The organism is uncultured Oscillibacter sp., assembly GCF_910587525.1.
Lineage (GTDB): Bacteria > Bacillota > Clostridia > Oscillospirales > Oscillospiraceae > Oscillibacter.
On the sequence record NZ_CAJULS010000049.1, the window covers coordinates 1 to 15,592 of the forward strand.

General features: G+C 60.0%; 17 protein-coding genes. 6 read left to right on the forward strand and 11 right to left on the reverse strand.

Annotated features, from left to right (window positions below; all coding sequences use genetic code 11):
- Positions 1-580 (reverse strand): NAD(P)-binding protein (locus QZ326_RS06195; RefSeq protein ID WP_295742685.1); only part of this gene is annotated, 580 nt, incomplete at its 3' end.
- 2 nt (positions 581-582) lie between these two features.
- The gene (locus QZ326_RS06200) at positions 583-1,425 is read right to left on the reverse strand and encodes a sulfide/dihydroorotate dehydrogenase-like FAD/NAD-binding protein (RefSeq protein ID WP_295742688.1); all 843 of its coding nucleotides are present in this window, start codon (positions 1,423-1,425) and stop codon (positions 583-585) included.
- A 680-nt stretch (positions 1,426-2,105) separates the two neighbouring features.
- Between QZ326_RS06200 and QZ326_RS06205 the strand changes: the two genes are divergently transcribed.
- Positions 2,106-2,630 carry a rubrerythrin family protein gene (locus QZ326_RS06205; protein WP_295742690.1) on the forward strand — a complete coding sequence of 175 codons (525 nt, stop codon included), beginning with the start codon at positions 2,106-2,108 and terminating at the stop codon, positions 2,628-2,630.
- A 262-nt stretch (positions 2,631-2,892) separates the two neighbouring features.
- On the opposite strand, the gene QZ326_RS06210 is transcribed toward QZ326_RS06205, so the two are convergent.
- The gene (locus QZ326_RS06210) at positions 2,893-3,552 is read right to left on the reverse strand and encodes a Crp/Fnr family transcriptional regulator (RefSeq protein WP_295742693.1); all 660 of its coding nucleotides are present in this window, start codon (positions 3,550-3,552) and stop codon (positions 2,893-2,895) included.
- Positions 3,553-3,772: 220 nt separating this feature from the next.
- Between QZ326_RS06210 and QZ326_RS06215 the strand changes: the two genes are divergently transcribed.
- Positions 3,773-4,225 (forward strand): CBS domain-containing protein, encoded by a 453-nt coding sequence (locus QZ326_RS06215; protein ID WP_295742695.1) that lies wholly within the window; start codon positions 3,773-3,775, stop codon positions 4,223-4,225.
- 243 nt (positions 4,226-4,468) lie between these two features.
- Here the strand turns inward: QZ326_RS06215 and QZ326_RS06220 are convergent, their stop codons facing one another.
- The 4 genes from QZ326_RS06220 to QZ326_RS06235 form a co-directional block, all read right to left on the reverse strand.
- Positions 4,469-6,247: an ABC-F family ATP-binding cassette domain-containing protein gene (locus QZ326_RS06220; RefSeq protein ID WP_295742698.1), complete on the reverse strand. Its 1,779-nt coding sequence runs from the start codon at positions 6,245-6,247 to the stop codon at positions 4,469-4,471.
- 134 nt (positions 6,248-6,381) lie between these two features.
- A complete protein-coding gene (locus tag QZ326_RS06225; RefSeq protein ID WP_295742701.1) occupies positions 6,382-6,681 on the reverse strand; it encodes a YciI family protein in 300 nt (99 codons plus the stop codon).
- 70 nt (positions 6,682-6,751) lie between these two features.
- The gene (locus tag QZ326_RS06230; protein WP_295742704.1) at positions 6,752-7,198 is read right to left on the reverse strand and encodes an aminoacyl-tRNA deacylase; all 447 of its coding nucleotides are present in this window, start codon (positions 7,196-7,198) and stop codon (positions 6,752-6,754) included.
- Between the two features lie 68 nt (positions 7,199-7,266).
- The gene (locus QZ326_RS06235; protein ID WP_295742707.1) at positions 7,267-7,686 is read right to left on the reverse strand and encodes a nuclear transport factor 2 family protein; all 420 of its coding nucleotides are present in this window, start codon (positions 7,684-7,686) and stop codon (positions 7,267-7,269) included.
- Between the two features lie 234 nt (positions 7,687-7,920).
- On the opposite strand from QZ326_RS06235, the gene QZ326_RS06240 reads away from it, so the two are divergent.
- The 4 genes from QZ326_RS06240 (at position 7,921) to QZ326_RS06255 (ending at position 9,993) form a co-directional block, all read left to right on the forward strand.
- On the forward strand, positions 7,921-8,439 hold the full coding sequence (locus QZ326_RS06240; protein ID WP_295742709.1) for an isoprenylcysteine carboxylmethyltransferase family protein: 519 nt from the start codon (positions 7,921-7,923) through the stop codon (positions 8,437-8,439).
- 72 nt (positions 8,440-8,511) lie between these two features.
- Positions 8,512-9,342, forward strand: a complete 831-nt coding sequence (locus tag QZ326_RS06245; protein WP_295742729.1) for an RluA family pseudouridine synthase — start codon at positions 8,512-8,514, stop codon at positions 9,340-9,342.
- 23 nt (positions 9,343-9,365) lie between these two features.
- A complete protein-coding gene (locus tag QZ326_RS06250; RefSeq protein ID WP_295742712.1) occupies positions 9,366-9,650 on the forward strand; it encodes a putative quinol monooxygenase in 285 nt (94 codons plus the stop codon).
- A gap of 10 nt (positions 9,651-9,660) precedes the next feature.
- A complete protein-coding gene (locus tag QZ326_RS06255; protein WP_295742715.1) occupies positions 9,661-9,993 on the forward strand; it encodes a cupin domain-containing protein in 333 nt (110 codons plus the stop codon).
- Between the two features lie 156 nt (positions 9,994-10,149).
- Here the strand turns inward: QZ326_RS06255 and QZ326_RS06260 are convergent, their stop codons facing one another.
- The 4 genes from QZ326_RS06260 to uvrA form a co-directional block, all read right to left on the reverse strand.
- Complete coding sequence (locus tag QZ326_RS06260; RefSeq protein WP_295742718.1) at positions 10,150-10,881, reverse strand: type 1 glutamine amidotransferase; 732 nt, start codon at positions 10,879-10,881, stop codon at positions 10,150-10,152.
- A gap of 2 nt (positions 10,882-10,883) precedes the next feature.
- On the reverse strand, positions 10,884-12,206 hold the full coding sequence (locus QZ326_RS06265; protein WP_295742721.1) for a Mur ligase family protein: 1,323 nt from the start codon (positions 12,204-12,206) through the stop codon (positions 10,884-10,886).
- Complete coding sequence (locus tag QZ326_RS06270) at positions 12,203-12,865, reverse strand: cyclase family protein (protein ID WP_295742723.1); 663 nt, start codon at positions 12,863-12,865, stop codon at positions 12,203-12,205. Before QZ326_RS06270 ends, QZ326_RS06265 begins: the two co-directional genes overlap by 4 nt.
- A gap of 47 nt (positions 12,866-12,912) precedes the next feature.
- Positions 12,913-15,592 (reverse strand): excinuclease ABC subunit UvrA (uvrA, locus tag QZ326_RS06275; RefSeq protein ID WP_295742726.1); only part of this gene is annotated, 2,680 nt, incomplete at its 5' end.

The window sequence follows — 15,592 nt, forward strand, 5'->3', positions numbered from 1 at the left end:
GGACGATGGCCTTGGGCAGACGGAACTCGGGGATGCCGTACACCAGCACGCCGCCGGCCAGGTGCAGGGCCTCGAACACAGTGACCTCATACCCCTTCCGGGCCAGGTCCCCGGCGCAGGTGAGGCCCGCAGGGCCGGAGCCGACGACGGCCACGCGGTGGCCGTTGGAGGCGGGCTTCTCCGCGGCGGCGGAGGCGTGGGCGTTGTGCCAGTCGGCCACGAACCGCTCCAGGCGGCCGATGCCCACGGGATCGCCCTTCTTGCCCCGGACGCAGTACTTCTCGCACTGGCTCTCCTGGGGGCAGACCCGGCCGCAGACGGCGGGCAGCGCACTTGTGGCGGCGATGATCTGATAAGCGGACTCAAAGTCGCCCTTGGCCACCTCCTGGATAAACTCAGGGATATGTACCATGACCGGGCAGCCGGTCATGCAGGGCTTGTTCTTGCAGTTGAGGCACCGCTGTGCCTCATCCAAGGCCTGGGCTTCGGTATACCCCAGGGCAACCTCCTCAAAGTTCTTATTGCGGACGTTGGGATCCTGGGAGGGCATGGGGTTTTTCTGTAAAGACATATTGGCCATGATTATTCGGCCTCCTTCTTGAACAGGTTGCAGGTTTCCTCGTACTTGTGCTTCTCAAAGGGCACATACATCTGGTTGCGCTTCACAGCCAGGTCCCAGTCCACCTTGTGGCCGTCAAAATCCGGGCCGTCCACGCAGGCAAACTTCATCTCGCCGCCAACGCTCAGGCGGCAGCCGCCGCACATGCCGGTGCCGTCGATCATGATGGGGCTCATGGACACGGTGGTAGGCACGCCGTAAGGCTCCGTGGTCTTGCAGACGAATTTCATCATAATCATGGGGCCGATGGCGAAAATCTCGTCATACTGGTTGCCCTCGTCCAGCAGCTCTTTCAGGGCCTCGGTGACAAGGCCCTTGCGGCCGTAGGAGCCGTCGTCGGTGCAGATAACCAGCTTGTCGCTGGACTTCTTGAAATCCTCCTCCAGAATCACCAGATCCTGGCTCTTAAAGCCCACCACAGCGTGGACCTCGGCCCCGTCGTCGTGGAACTTTTTCAGCACGGGGTACGCAATGGCGCAGCCGACGCCGCCGCCCACCACGCACACCTTCTTCTTGCCGGCAGTCTCGGTGGGCTTGCCCAGGGGGCCCACAAAGTCCTGAAGGCAGTCGCCCTCGTTCAGGTGGCGGAGCTTCTCGGTGGTGGCGCCCGCCGTCTGGACGATGATGGTGACGGTGCCCTTCTCCGGATCGTAGTTGTTGATAGTGATGGGGATGCGCTCGCCCTTCTCGTCCACCCGCAAAATGATGAACTGGCCGGGCTGGGCCTTTTTGGCGATCAGCGGTGCCTTGATCTCATACAGCGTCACGGTCGGCCGCAGGGCCTCTTTTCTTACGATCTCATACATGTTGCTTCCTTCTTTCCACATCTTCGGATGTTCGGATTTGCACAGCTTAGTTCTCTTTCCTCAGATACACTTTTTCTATTTTACACGAACCGCGGCAAGCCGTCAATCGCTTTCCGTCCGAAGCGGGAAAAAAACGTCCTTTTACTTTTCGTGTTGATGAGTTTTAGCACCGGCGATGTCACGAAGTCCCTTTTCAGATTGGTGCTGCTCAACACCCTTTTGCTAAACCATTCGTCAAAATATCAAAAGCGGACAGTCAGCTTTGAAATGCAACTGCCCAATAACTGAAAATTTTATTCCAAAGCCGCAAGATCTGACCGCTCATCGGTTATGCCCCTGCAACTGCTTTTTATGCTCCCAGCATTTGATAACATCCTTTAAAGAGTTGCCCTGATTATCTGCAAAGAAATCCCGAATATATATTAAGTATATGTTTTCATTGCTTATGCAACCTATTTTCGACAGTTAGTTTTGTAGTGGCGGCATTGTAATAAATTCCCATTGCCGGGAGGTTATCCATGATGGATAACCTCCTATTCAGTCATTTTGACGAAAGGTGGCATTTCTCAACACAAAAGGTAAAAAGGGGGAAAAGCCATCCCTTTTTCCAAAGCTGTTTTGATTTGACTTTCCCAAGGGGCCGTGTTATCCTGACAAAAAGCAAAGGGAGGAGTGTTCCTATGGAATTGAAAGACACAAAGACAGCCGAGAATCTCCGCAAAGCGCTGGCCGGAGAGTCCATTGCCCGCAACAAATACACCTATTTCGCGCAGGCGGCCCGGGCCAACGGAGACGATGAGGTTGCCGCCGCCTTTGAGCAGATGGCAGTCAATGAGATGATGCACGCCAGGTTCTGGTACGAGCATCTGTTCGGGCGTCCCTCAGAGACAAAGGCGTGCCTGACGCAGGCGGCGCAGGGCGAGTACAGCGAGTGGCACAACATGTACCCGGAATTCGCCCGGCAGGCCCGGGAGGATGGCCTGGAGGAACTGGCTGCTATGTTTGAGAAAGTGGCGGCTATTGAGCAGAGCCATGAGCAGAGATTTCTGAACCTGCTTGCCAAAATGGGCGCGGCGCCGGAGCCCCCGCAGCCGCAGTCGGGTTGGCGGTGTCAATTCTGCGGCGCGGTTTTTCAGAGCCGGCCCGATGTGTGCGACACCTGTGAGGCGATTGGGGCGTTTGAATATTTTGACAATGGAAAATGAACATACGGGGAGCGCAGCCCAGGACCATTGGCGGGCAGGCGGCTCTGAGGCCGGAGCCTTTGAAAGCGCCCGGTCTGTCCGCAGATTCTCCCCGGTCCCTTGGTCCAGAGGCGATTTTCGCTTCTGGACCGTTTGATTCCCGGAGCAGCTCCCTCTGCACAGCCCTTGACCGGCACAGCCCGCCGGGCCCCATCCGGATGCGGCTTTTCCGGCCTGCCTATCCGGCCTCCGCCGGTTGTAAACAGGGGTTTCCGCGCTTCCCTCAGAGCAGAGTAAACCGCCGCCCCTCGGAGCGGACCACGCCCTCCTCCCGCAGCCGCTTCAGCTCCCGCATCATGGCGCTGCGGTCCGTGGCGATGTAATCCGCCAGCACACTGAGGGAGAAGGGCAGGGTAAAGCTGGCCCCTCCGGTACGGCCGGCCAGCTGCCGGAAATAGCACAGCAGCTTTTCCCGGATAGAACGGCGGGAGAGCACATCGATCCGCTCCGACAGCGCCTGAGCCTTGCTGGCCATCAGGCGCAGCATGTTCTGCACCAGAGCACTGTGATAGGCGCAGGCATTCTCGCACCGCCGGAGGATATGGGGATAGTCGATAAAGAGCACCTCGCAGGGGGCGCGGCACACCACCTCCAGGCTGTCTCCCGCTGAGCCGGCAAAGGCCAGATCCCGGCCAAACACGCCTCCAGGGCCCAGCTCCTCCATCACGGTGGCCACGCCCTCCTCATCAATGCGGATCAGCGCAGCCGTCCCCCGCTCGACAATACCCACGTCATTCCGCTGGGCATCCCCAAAGTCATAGATCAATTCGTCGCTTTGATAGGACCGCCCCACCGCCTGAAAGCAGGGCAGCATCTTCCGGTACTCCTCATAGCTGATATCCTGAAACAGCGGGCTCTTTTCCAACTCCTGCGGAGCCAGCATATCCCTCTCTCCTCTCTGTGTTGCATATACGACACTCTTATCATACCAGCATCCGGCAGAAATGTAAAGGTCAATCTTTCCCCGCAAGATTTAAGGCAAATTTCACAATTTGTTCATCAAAATAAAAAAGCTCTCTTGTATACTATAACCAGCAAAATACCCATAAGTTGCCACTCACCTCAGGCGGGACCGCCCGCCGCCAGCGAGAAACGAGGCTATTATGAATATCGCTTACTTTCTGCTCCCCAAAAGCCGTACCGCCTATCTCTATGACGACTATACCGTCCGTCAGGGATTGGAGAAAATGCGGTATCACGGATACGCGGCCATCCCCGTTATCTCCCGCGGCGGAAAATACGTGGGCACCGTCAGTGAGGGGGATTTTCTCTGGTGCCTGCTCTCCGAGGAGGGCGGCCGCCACGCCACCCGCAGTCTGAAGGATCTGGAAAAACTCCATGTGCGGGATCTCCTCTGCGAGGACAGCGCACCCCCGGTGGGCATCACCGTCAGCATGGAAGAACTGCTCACCAGCGCCATGAATCAGAACTTTGTCCCCGTGGTGGACGATCTGGAAAATTTCATTGGCATCATCACCAGAAAAGACATCATCCGCTATTTTGCCGAGCAGAACAATCCGGCGGCCCTCACCCAGCGTATGCGGAAGATCGTATGATATAGTTGAAGCACTTGAAACTCCGCAACTTGCGGATGTTCAACCAGCGGGGCGAAGCCCCGCTGGACGGGCATTGCCCGTGTGCCTCAACTATGAAATCAAACACACGCCCGCTTATGCGGGCTCTGGCGGCAGTTTTACTGCCGCCAGGTTGAAAAGAATCAGAATGATTCTTTTCAAGTGTGCTGACTATAAAAGGCGAAGGCCGGCAGGGCTGTGCCCTGCCGGCCTTTTTATGTCCGCTCACCCGTTTTGGGCGTCGATCTTCTCTTTCAGCTCGTTGAGGTAGACCCAGCGCTCCGTCTTCTCCTCCAGCGCCGCCTCCAGGACAGTCTGCCGGTCCTGCAGTTCCTGCAGCTTCAAATAGTCGCTGCCGCAGCGGTCCTGGTCCACCCGGCAGGCCGCCAGCGCCTCCTCCAGGGCCGCCAGCTCGCCGTCGATGGCGTCAAACTCCTGCTGCTCCCTGTAGGTGAATTTCAGCTTCCGCTCCCGGGGGCGTTCCCCCGCCGGGCGGGGCTTTTCCGCCTCTCCGGGGGCCGCCTCCTCCGGCTGGCGCTTCTTCGCCCAGTCGGACCAGTTGCCGGTGAAACGCAGCACCTGTCCGTCCCGCACCTCAAAGATGGACTCCGCCAGCTTGTCCAAAAAGAAGCGGTCATGGGACACCGCCAGAATGGGACCGGGAAAGCTCTGGAGGTAATCCTCCAGAATGGAGAGCGTGGTTACGTCCAGGTCATTGGTGGGTTCGTCCAGCAGCAGCACGTTGGGCGCCGCCATCAGCACAGAGAGCAGATACAGCCGCCGCCGCTCCCCGCCGGAGAGCCGCCCGATTGGCACAGACTGCAAATCTCCGGGGAAGAGGAACCGCTCCATCATCTGATTGGCAGAGATAATCCCCTCGCCGGTTTTAACTTCGTCGGCAATCGAGTGGATAAAGTCGTACACCCGCCGGTTCAGATCCAGCTCCCGGCCCTCCTGAGAGAAGTGTCCAATCTTCACCGTGGCCCCGGTTTCCACCTCTCCGGAATCCGGGGCCAATTCCCCGGAGATCAGATGCAGCAATGTGGACTTTCCCGCTCCGTTGCAGCCCACAATGCCGATGCGGTCTCCCCGCAACAGGTTGTAGGAAAAGCCCTGGATGACCGCGCGGCCGCCGTAGCCCTTGGACACGTCCCGCAGCTCGATGAGCTTTTTCCCCAGCCGGCTGGAGGCCGCCGCCATCCGCACGGCCTCATCCGTCTCCGGCGCCTCCTGATTCAACAGATTTTCATATCGCTGGATGCGCTCTTTGGACTTGGTGGAACGGGCCTTGCAGCCCCGCATGATCCACTCCCGCTCACGGCGGAGGACGGACTGCCGTTTGCGCTCGGAGGCCTCCGCCATAGCCGCCCGTGCCTCCCGCAGCTCCAGGTATTTGGAGTAGTTGGCCTCGTAGTGGTACAGCTTCCCCCGGCTCAGCTCGGTGATGTGGTTCACCACCCGCTCCAGAAAGTAGCGGTCATGGGTTACCATCACCAAACCTCCGTGAAATTTCCGCAGCCACTCCTCCAGCCAGGCCACCATCTCGCTGTCCAGATGGTTGGTGGGCTCGTCCAGCACCAGCACGTCCGCCGGGTGGATCAGCGCCGCCGCCAGGGCCGCCCGCTTTCTCTGGCCGCCGGAGAGGCTGCCCACCCTCTGGTCATAGTCCGGCAGGCCCAGCCGGTTCAGCATGGACTTGGCCTCATACTCGTTCAGCGCCCGGAACTCCGCCGGGAAGTGGAGAAAGACCTGCTCCAAAACGGTAGCACCGTCCTCCATCACCGGGTTCTGGGACAGGACGCTCACCTGGATGTTGGGATTGCGGGCGATGGAGCCGGCGTCCGCCTCCAGGGTCCCCGCCAGCACCTTTAAAAAGGTGGATTTGCCGGTGCCGTTGATGCCGATGATACCGGTCTTGTCCCCTTCGTTCAAGTAAAAATTCACATCGTCCAGCAGCTGGCGGCTGCCGAAGTTGATGGAGAGATGTTCCGCGGATAGCAGCATGGGCGGACCTCCTGCGTCTTAAAATATCTAGCGTTCCCTTTGGAACGTGCTGCCTCTGTTCTTTTCAAAATCCACTGGATGGAAATTTTTCGGACAGCCGCGGCGGCTGTCCGGCAGATCGGAAACCCCGGCAGTTACAGCAGGTAGTTGTTTTCCCTGTTTGCGACCCGCAGGCCAGCTAATTTATATGTCGCGTATCCTCCGGCGACCAAAGGCTCCCTTTTGCAGATTTCCTCCGCCTCTTCACGGCTCTCCGCTCTCAGGATATACATCCCCGCCATTCCCGGATACCCCTGAAACACACCGCAGATTTCCAGCTTCCCCTGGTCGTCCAGCTCTCTGATGTTCTCAACATGCTCTGTGACTACCTTTTTCGTTATCCGGTTATAGGTCTTAGTCTTCTCGATCATCATCATGTACATCAATTTTTCCATACAGGTCCCTCCCTTTCGGTTTCCAAATAATCCGCGCGAATTTATATCTCATCTTAGTAAAAATATCTGCTTACAGCGTCCCGATGACGCGGTTGAGACGCTCCACGTCCCGGGGGCTGATCTTCAGCGTCACCAGGGCGTCCCCGGTCCCGCCGTAGATGTAGTCATACCGTAACAGCGAGCTGTCAAAAATGCAGTCCAGGCCGTGGCCGATCAGAGGGATGGTCCCCACCTGATAGCCGGTCTCCTGCAGCACCTTTTTCCGGTCCGCCATTTTCAGCCTGGAGAATCCGAACTGACATTTCATGGCCTCAAAATCCATCCGCCCCCGGTTGGCCGAGAGCGTACAGGCGGCCAAGCCGCCCTCATGCTGCAAAATAAATGTGGGCGCGGCCTTTTGGATATCGTAATATGGCTCCGCATCCGCCGCTGAGAGGATCGGGGCATCCTGACGGATCAGCTGGAAATCAGCCTCCGCCTCCCGCAATACCTGCTCCAGTTCCTGCACAGAATACATTGCACACCGCCTTTTTTACATTATTCCTCTGATATCGGCGCACTTGCCCGCCCTCTGGCGGCCCGCCGTCAAAACCACATGGCTCTTTCCTCCCGGAAGCGGGGCTCCGGTCCCTCCCGGTAGGGGTCATAGCGGCTTTCATTACAGCCGAACTCCTTCAAAGCACAGATCCTGCCCTCCTGCGTCCAGCAAATCAAGGTTATCCCTTCAAAGCGCTCCTCCCGCCCGTCGTCCATGGCATTGCGGAAAACCCATTCCACTGCGGTCTGGTCCCCCCTGTGAAAGAACTGGCGGATGTCCCACACCAGTACCGTTCCCCGGGTATTCCACTCCTCAAACCAGTGCCGGATCTTCTCCGCCCCGTGGTACTCCGGCCCCCAGCTCTCCGCGTAGACCGCGTCCCCGGTGAAAATCTCCGTGATCCCCAGGTCCTTTTTCCGCAGCCACATCTCAAACCACAGCCGGACAATCCGTTCCCTCTCCTCCATAAAGGCCGCCTCCTTTTTGCCCATCATACCACAAAGCGGCGCCCGCCGCAAGGGAGCGGGGGAGTGTCCTCTTCGCGGATTTTATGCAGGGGCCGCAAAACCAAAATTGCGGATGATAAAATGCGCAGTTGGACACTTCCAGAGAGAGGCAGGGCTTGAATCAGGCGGCAGGACATGGTAAAATCAGAACAACTTCCCGCCCGGCGGGGCGGACTTTATCATTCAGGAGGTTTTATGGCATTTTTTCTGCTGATTCCCTTTTTCCTGATCCGTTTTGGTCTGCTGGCCGTTCTGAATCAGAACGCCCTTCCCCGGGCAGCCCACTTTCCGCCGCTCCAGGGCCAGGAGAGAGCGGCATACTGGATATATCAGCTCTCTAACACGGCAGTCATCCTGCTTCCCCTCCTTCTGCACGTCCGGACGCAGCCGTCCTCACTCTTTTTTACCGGGGCCGCGCTCTACGCCGCAGGGCTTTTTCTGCTCACGGTCTCAGTGGCAAACTTTGCCGCTCCTTCGGGCAGCGGCGTAAATCAAAGCGGCCTGTACCGCCTGTCCCGGAATCCCATGTATGTATCCTATTTTCTCGTGTTCCTGGGCTGCTCCCTGCTTACCCAGTCCCGGCTCCTGCTGGGCCTGATCCTGGTCTTTCAGATTTCGGCCCACTGGATCATCCTGGCGGAAGAGCGCTGGTGCGCCGGGCAGTTCGGCGAGGCCTACCTCCAGTACAAGCGGCAAGTCCGCCGCTATCTTTGAGAGGAGGCGCTTCCTCTGGAACGTATCGATCACACCATCTCTCCGGCAGAGGACGGCGCCACTGTCCGACACATCCTCAAGGCGGTACTCCACTTCTCCTCCCACGCCGTCGCCCGCCTCACCCGGGTGGAAGGCGGTATCTTGGTCAACGGCATCCACGCCCGGACGGTGGATCTGCTCTGCGCCGGGGACGTGCTGTCTGTGGAGACCGGGGACCACCGCCTGCCCAAGACCGCCATTACCCCCGGCAACTGGCCCCTTCCCGTGGTTTGGGAGGATGGCCACTTGCTGGTGGTTAACAAGCCAGCGGGAATGACGGCCCACGCCTCCAATTTTCTGCCGGACACTCCCACCGTGGCGGGAGCCCTGGCCTGGACCCGGGGGGCGGACTTCCTTTTCCATCCTGTAAACCGGCTGGACAAAGGCACCACCGGACTGATGGTCATCGCCAAGAGCGGTTACGTCCACGATCTCCTTCGCCGCGCCCTCCACACGGACCGCTTTTGCCGGGAGTACCGGGGCGTCTGCGTGGGCCGCCCGGAAACGGATCGGGGAACCGTGGACGCCCCCATTGGGCGGGACAAGACCTCCGCCGTAGCCCGAATGGTCCGGCCTGACGGCGCGGCGGCGGTATCCCACTACCAGGTATTGGAGACGCAAAACGGGCTCACTCTCTTAAAGCTGATACCGGAGACCGGCCGCACCCACCAGCTGCGCGTCCACATGGCCTCCATCGGCTGTCCCCTGGCGGGGGACTGGCTCTACGGCACCGAGGACCCATCCCTCATTTCCCGTCCGGCCCTTCACTCCTACGGGCTGCGGCTGGTCCACCCCGTCACCGGGGAGCTCCTGCGGCTCAAGGCGGATCTGCCGGAGGATATGGCACTGCTTCTCAACTCTTAACAGTTAATAAGGAGGACAAACCAATGCTAACCTGGAACGTCACCTATCACACCAAGCCCGGCCAGCGAACAGCCTTTTACGAAGCCCTTACCAGTCTGGGCGTTCGGGACAACTCTCTCCAGGAAGAGGGCAACGTCAAGTACGACTACTACTTCGATGCCCAGGACCCCAACGCGCTACTGCTGGTGGAGACCTGGACAGAGCCCGCGCTCCAGGAGGCCCACTGCCAGACAGAGATCTTTGCCAAACTTCAGGTGCTGAAAGTCAAGTTCTGCGCCGATGTCACCATTGACAAATTCAATTACTGAGGAGGCGGGTATGGGCGAACGCATGAAAAATATCGTCAAGGGCGAGGCGTTGCGTCTGGACGGCCTGATTGCCTATCAGGAGGGGCAGGTGGTCAGCCGGACCCTGGCCCAGAATCCCCACGTGAGCCTGACCCTCTTCGCCTTTGAAAAGGGGGAGGAGATCAGCACGCACGCCTCCGGCGGCGACGCCCTGGCGACGGTGCTGGAAGGCACGGGCCGCTTTACCGTGGGCGGAGAGCCCCACATCCTCCGGCAGGGAGAGAGTCTGGTCATGCCGGCCAATATCCCCCATGCTGTGTACGGTGCGGAGCGGTTCAAGATGCTTTTGACAGTCGTATTTTGACCAGCCAAAATAGGACCCGGCGGCTCCTGCCGCCGGGTCCTATTTTTAGAAGCTGTATTCACAGGCGTTGAACGCCGTCCGGACAGGTCTTTTCGCGCTGTTCTTCGTTAAATTTTCTTGAAATATATCCTATTCCCCACCTATGAATACAGCCTCCTATTGCTCAAATCTGCGCCGAAGCTCTGCCTCCGTCACGGCGTAGCCTCGCTCCGCCCAGGGGTCCGCAGTGCGCTCCTCCGGGAGCGGTTCCCCCCGCCGGGCATAGACAGCGGCAGCCATAGCCTCCAGCAGCTTCGGATTTTTCACCAACAGCGGGCCGGTAAGCTGGGAGGCAAAGACGTTCTTCCAATGGAAGCCCTCCGGGCTCCTGGCTCCCTCATTGCCAAAGCCAAACTCCACTGAGGTCAGCAGGGGCGTCTCCACACCGGTAACGGCGCCGCACTTGTTCATAAACCCCACCACGGCCTCCGGGAAGAGGTCCGTGCGGCCATAGACATCCTCCACCATCCGCCGCTCTCCATGGACTGCGGAGAAGCCCGCCAGGCCAATGCCGGCGAAGACAGTCCCGTCGGCCACCGTGATGCGCTCCCCCAGCAGCTCCATAGCAGTGCCGGCGAAGAGCATGGCGGCGCCGTCCTCTGCCAGGGCCTTTACGGCCCCGCCGAACCGGGCGAAGTTCTCCATAGCGGCCCGGGCCGCCCGTTCTGTGCCCGCGCCCATATAGAGGAAGTCCGCGCCGGACAGGTCCGCGTTCTCCCCAAGGCCCACTGTCTCCACAGTGACGCTGTTCCCCAGCCGCTCCAGATACCGTTTCAAAACAGTGACGTTGGCATAGCTGCCGTAGAGACTCATCAGATCCGGGTAAAAATGGATGAATCGAAGCTCCATGGTCATCCCTCCCTTTCCACGTGAGAGAGCAGCTTGTCCCGGTCGGAGAAACAGGTCACCACGTACAGCTCCCCGCCTTCGCCATCCCGCAGCTCCGCCGCGGCAGCGGCGATATCCGGCTGGACATGCCAGTTTTTCAGCTCCGTATAGAAAAACCGTTCCGCCAGGTCATTACAGTACCGCCCGGAGAGGACGATTTCCTTTACATGAGGCACATTCAGCTGGCCAAAGTCGATGTCCCACAGCCAGCTGGTCTCGCTGGTGAAATACTTCCGGCTCACCGCGTCCACAATCACCAGTACCACACAGTCCTCCTTCGAGGCTGCAATATAGCGGAGGTTGGTGTCGTAGGCGATGGAGTTCTCGTGCTTGCTGGTGAGCAGGGTGCCGTGACGGTCTCCCAGACGGAAGGCCTGCATCCGGCCGTTTTTCAGCAGGTAGCGGCTCAACACACCGGCGGCGGTCTCTGCCGCCGCGCCGGCACGGCGGCAGACAGCGTAGGCCGCCAGAATATTGTAAACGTTGTAAATGCTGCGGAAGGCCAGCTCCACAGTAACGGCGCCATCGATGGTCAAAACGCCCTTCTCCAGGTCCACCGCGGTGGCGGTGTAGTCCGTGACAGGCTTTTGATGGCCGCACTTCATGCAGCGGTAGGCGCCGATGTGGTTGTAGTGGACATAGCTGTACTCCATGGGGCCGTGACATACCGGGCAGTATGCCCCGTCGTGATACATGCCGGAGGGGGCGTCCGTGGAGATGGCGCACCGGTCCAGGCCGAACCACTTCACCTTCTCGTGTCCCCGGGCAAAACAGCTGGAGAGGGGATCGTCGGCATTTAAGATCAGTTCGGTCTCCGGGTGAATTGCAGGCAGAATGGCGTCGTAGACCCATTCCGGATGACCGTTGCGGGTCAGCTGGTCCCGGTAGAGATTGGTGATGACGAACTCCGTGGGGTGAAACCAGCGGAAGCTGTGCCGGGCATAGCGCTCATCGCTCTCCAGCAGCAGCACGTCCGCCCGGACCCTCCCTCCCAGGGTGGCGTGGGTCAGAATCAGCGTGGCGACACCCTCGATCTGATTGGAGCCCTCCTCGTTGTAGATGACGTGCTTCCCGTCCGCCCGGAGGATGGCGGCGATCATCTCCACCGTAGAGGTCTTGCCGTTGGAGCCGGTGACGGCGATGATGTGCGCGGGCAGCTCCACCTGGGACAGGATGTCCGGGCAGACCTTCAGCGCCAGCTTTCCCGGCAGGGAACTGCCCTTGCCCACCAGTTTCCCGGCGAAGCGGCCCAGCTTGCACAAAACGATGGCCAGAAGTTTTCTCACCGTCTTCTTCTCTCCCCTTCAAACTTCTCCCGCAGCTCCGCAAAGGCGCGTATGGGGGCGCCGTCGGCGTTCTGGAACTTCATAGGCAGGGCAAAAAACAGAAAGTCCTTCCGCTCCCGCACTTTTTCCAGGCACAGATTTTCCAGAATCACCTGGTCAGCCTTCATCAAAATGGTATGTACCGTGGAAGGGCCGCTGAGCCGGTCCACGCTGAGAGCGTCGGTCCCCACACCCTTGAGGCCGCATGAGACCAGATAGTGGGCCGCCTCCTCGTCGGGAACGGGATAGGTATCTTCCAGAAACGCCTCCGTCCCCCAGCGCGCCTCCCAGCCGGTGTAAAAGAGGATGTAGTCCGCACAGTAGATATCGTCGTGGTGGGAGCGGAGGAACTCCGCTGTAATCACGGGACCCACTCCGGACACATCCAGCGCCGTAGCCCGGCCGGAGAACTGGGACATGGGCATCTCGTCCAGGCTCCGCCCGTCCCGCAGCAGGTGGGAGGGCGCGTCCATATGGGTGCCGGTGTGAGAGCAGAGGGAGAATTGGGTGGTGCGGCAGCCGTCCTTTGTGATGGTAGAACCCTTGGAAATGACGGGGGCCGGGTCTCCGGGATGGACAGGAATCTCCTGGGTGATGGTGTGGGTCATGTCGATCAGCATGTGGCCGCGCTTCCTTTCCTTATCAATATAGACAGATTTTCACATTGTCAGACACTCAGCATTTTTTTCAGATACCGGCCGGTGTAGGATGCCTCGCAGGCGGCCGTCTCCTCCGGCGTACCGGTGACCACCACGCCGCCGCCGCCGTCGCCCCCCTCGGGCCCCAGGTCGATGAGGTGGTCGGCGCACTTGATTACATCCAGATTATGCTCAATAACCACTACGGTATTGCCGCTGTCCACCAGCCGCTGGAGCACCTCCAGCAGCTTTCGCACATCGTCGGTGTGGAGGCCTGTGGTAGGCTCGTCCAGAATATAGATGGTCTTTCCGGTGGCAATCTTGCTGAGCTCTGTGGCCAGCTTCACCCGCTGGGCCTCGCCGCCGGAGAGCTCCGTGGAGGGCTGGCCCAGCTTCACGTACCCAAGCCCCACATCCTGAAGGGTCTGGAGTTTTTTGCGGATCTTGGGCAGGGCGGAGAAGAACTCGAGTGCCTCGTCCACGGTCATCTCCAGCACCTCGGCGATATTTTTGCCCTTGTAGCGCACCTCCAGGGTCTCCCGGTTATACCGCTTGCCCTTGCAGACCTCGCAGGGCACGAAGATGTCCGGCAGGAAGTGCATCTCGATCTTTAAAACGCCGTCGCCGGAGCAGGCCTCGCACCGTCCGCCCCGGACGTTGAAGCTGAACCGGCCCGGACCGTAACCCCGGCTCTTGGCCTCCTGGGTGGAGGCGAAGAGGTCCCGAATGTCGTTGAAAAGGCCTGTATAAGTGGCGGGATTGGACCGGGGCGTCCGGCCGATGGGACTCTGGTCGATGTTGACCACTTTGTCCAGCGCCTCGATGCCCTCAATCCGCTCACATCTGCCGGGGTGGACCTTCATGCGCATCAGCTCCGCCCCCAGGCGCTTGAAGAGCACCTCGTTCACAAGGGAGGACTTGCCGCTGCCGGAGACGCCGGTGACCACGGTGAACACCCCCAGCGGAAACTCCACATCGATCTTCCGCAGGTTGTTCTCCGCCGCGCCCACAACTTTCAGGCACTTCCCATTACCGGTACGGCGCGATTCCGGAACGGGGATTTTTTTCTTCCCGGAGAGATATTGTCCCGTCAGGGAGCCGGGGCAGGCCATAACCTCCTCCGGCGTGCCCGCCGCGATAACCTGGCCGCCGTGAACGCCGGCGCCGGGCCCAATGTCGATGAGGTAGTCCGCGGCCCGCATGGTATCCTCGTCGTGCTCCACCACCAGCAGCGTATTGCCCAGGTCCCGGAGATTCTGGAGCGTGGCCAGCAGCTTATCGTTGTCCCGCTGGTGGAGGCCGATGGAGGGCTCGTCCAGTATATACAGCACTCCCATCAGAGAGGAGCCGATCTGGGTGGCCAGACGGATGCGCTGGCTCTCGCCGCCGGAGAGGGTTCCGGCGGACCGGCTCAGGGTCAGATAGCCCAGTCCCACGGACCGGAGGAACCCCAGCCGGGAGCGGATCTCCTTGAGAATCCGGTCCGCGATCAGGTGCTGCTGGTCCGTCAAGGTCAGTTTCTCCACCCAGTCCAGCCCGTCCAGGACGGACATTTGGGTGTAGTCGTAGATATTCCTGTCCCCCACAGTCACCGCCAGGGACTCTTTTTTCAGCCGCCGTCCTTTGCAGGCGGGACAGGGACACTCCGCCATCAGCTCCTCCAGCTCCTTTTTACTGGCGTCGCTCTGGGTCTCCTGATAGCGGCGCTGGATGTTGTTGCAGATGCCCTCAAAGGGCTGGTAGAGAACCCCCTTACCCCGGGGCTGGTCGTAGTAGAGCTCCAGCTCCTCCCCCTTGGTGCCGTAGAGGACGATGTTCCGCACCTCCTCGCTCAGCTCCTCCCAGGGGGCGGTGAGGGAGAAGCGGTACTTCTTCGCCAGGGCCTCGAAGTACATGCGGGAGATGCCGTCGGAGCAGATATTCCCCCAGCCGGAGGCCTGAATGGCCCCCTCCAAAATGGATTTCTTCCTATCCGGCACCACCAGGCTCTCGTCCACCTTCAGCTGGCTGCCCAGGCCCGTGCAGGTTGGGCAGGCGCCGAAGGGGTTGTTGAAGGAGAACATCCGGGGCGTCAGCTCCTCAATGGAGATGCCGCAGTCCTCGCAGGCGTAGTTCTGGGAGAACATCAGGTCCTGCTCCTCCCGCAGGAGGTTGACGATCACGGTGCCGCCGGAGAGGCCGGCGGCGGTCTCCACGCTGTCCGTCAGCCGCTGCTGGATATCCGGGCGGATGATGAGCCGGTCCACAATGATCTCGATGCTGTGTTTCTTGTTCTTCTCCAGCTTGATCTCCTCGTCCAGCTCATAGAGGTTCCCGTCCACCCGGGCCCGGACATAGCCGGAGCGCTTGGCGTCCTCGAAAACTTTTACATGCTCGCCCTTTTTGCCCCGGACGACGGGAGCCATCACCTGGATGCGGGTGCCCTCCGGCAGGGCGGTGACCTGGTCGATGATCTGGTCAACGGTCTGCTGTTTGATCTCTTTGCCGCACTTGGGACAGTGGGGGGTGCCCACCCGGGCCCAGAGAAGCCGCAAATAGTCGTAGATTTCCGTCACAGTGCCCACGGTGGAGCGGGGGTTTTTGGAGGTGGTCTTCTGGTCGATGGAGATGGCGGGGGAGAGGCCGTCAATGTAGTCCACGTCCGGCTTTTCCATCTGCCCCAGGAACATCCGGGCGTAGGAGGACAGGGATTCCACGTACCGCCGTTGG

What these genes read in the sequence shown, in the direction of transcription:
- QZ326_RS06200 (WP_295742688.1), bottom strand. Translation starts at nt 1,425, where the DNA reads ATGTATGAGATCGTAAGAAAAGAGGCCCTGCGGCCGACCGTGACGCTG.
- QZ326_RS06250 (WP_295742712.1), top strand. Translation starts at nt 9,366, where the DNA reads ATGCTAACCTGGAACGTCACCTATCACACCAAGCCCGGCCAGCGAACA.
- QZ326_RS06240 (WP_295742709.1), top strand. Translation starts at nt 7,921, where the DNA reads ATGGCATTTTTTCTGCTGATTCCCTTTTTCCTGATCCGTTTTGGTCTG.
- QZ326_RS06235 (WP_295742707.1), bottom strand. Translation starts at nt 7,686, where the DNA reads ATGGAGGAGAGGGAACGGATTGTCCGGCTGTGGTTTGAGATGTGGCTG.
- QZ326_RS06230 (WP_295742704.1), bottom strand. Translation starts at nt 7,198, where the DNA reads ATGTATTCTGTGCAGGAACTGGAGCAGGTATTGCGGGAGGCGGAGGCT.
- QZ326_RS06270 (WP_295742723.1), bottom strand. Translation starts at nt 12,865, where the DNA reads ATGCTGATCGACATGACCCACACCATCACCCAGGAGATTCCTGTCCAT.
- QZ326_RS06220 (WP_295742698.1), bottom strand. Translation starts at nt 6,247, where the DNA reads ATGCTGCTATCCGCGGAACATCTCTCCATCAACTTCGGCAGCCGCCAG.
- QZ326_RS06210 (WP_295742693.1), bottom strand. Translation starts at nt 3,552, where the DNA reads ATGCTGGCTCCGCAGGAGTTGGAAAAGAGCCCGCTGTTTCAGGATATC.
- QZ326_RS06225 (WP_295742701.1), bottom strand. Translation starts at nt 6,681, where the DNA reads ATGGAAAAATTGATGTACATGATGATGATCGAGAAGACTAAGACCTAT.
- QZ326_RS06205 (WP_295742690.1), top strand. Translation starts at nt 2,106, where the DNA reads ATGGAATTGAAAGACACAAAGACAGCCGAGAATCTCCGCAAAGCGCTG.
- QZ326_RS06255 (WP_295742715.1), top strand. Translation starts at nt 9,661, where the DNA reads ATGGGCGAACGCATGAAAAATATCGTCAAGGGCGAGGCGTTGCGTCTG.
- QZ326_RS06260 (WP_295742718.1), bottom strand. Translation starts at nt 10,881, where the DNA reads ATGGAGCTTCGATTCATCCATTTTTACCCGGATCTGATGAGTCTCTAC.
- QZ326_RS06215 (WP_295742695.1), top strand. Translation starts at nt 3,773, where the DNA reads ATGAATATCGCTTACTTTCTGCTCCCCAAAAGCCGTACCGCCTATCTC.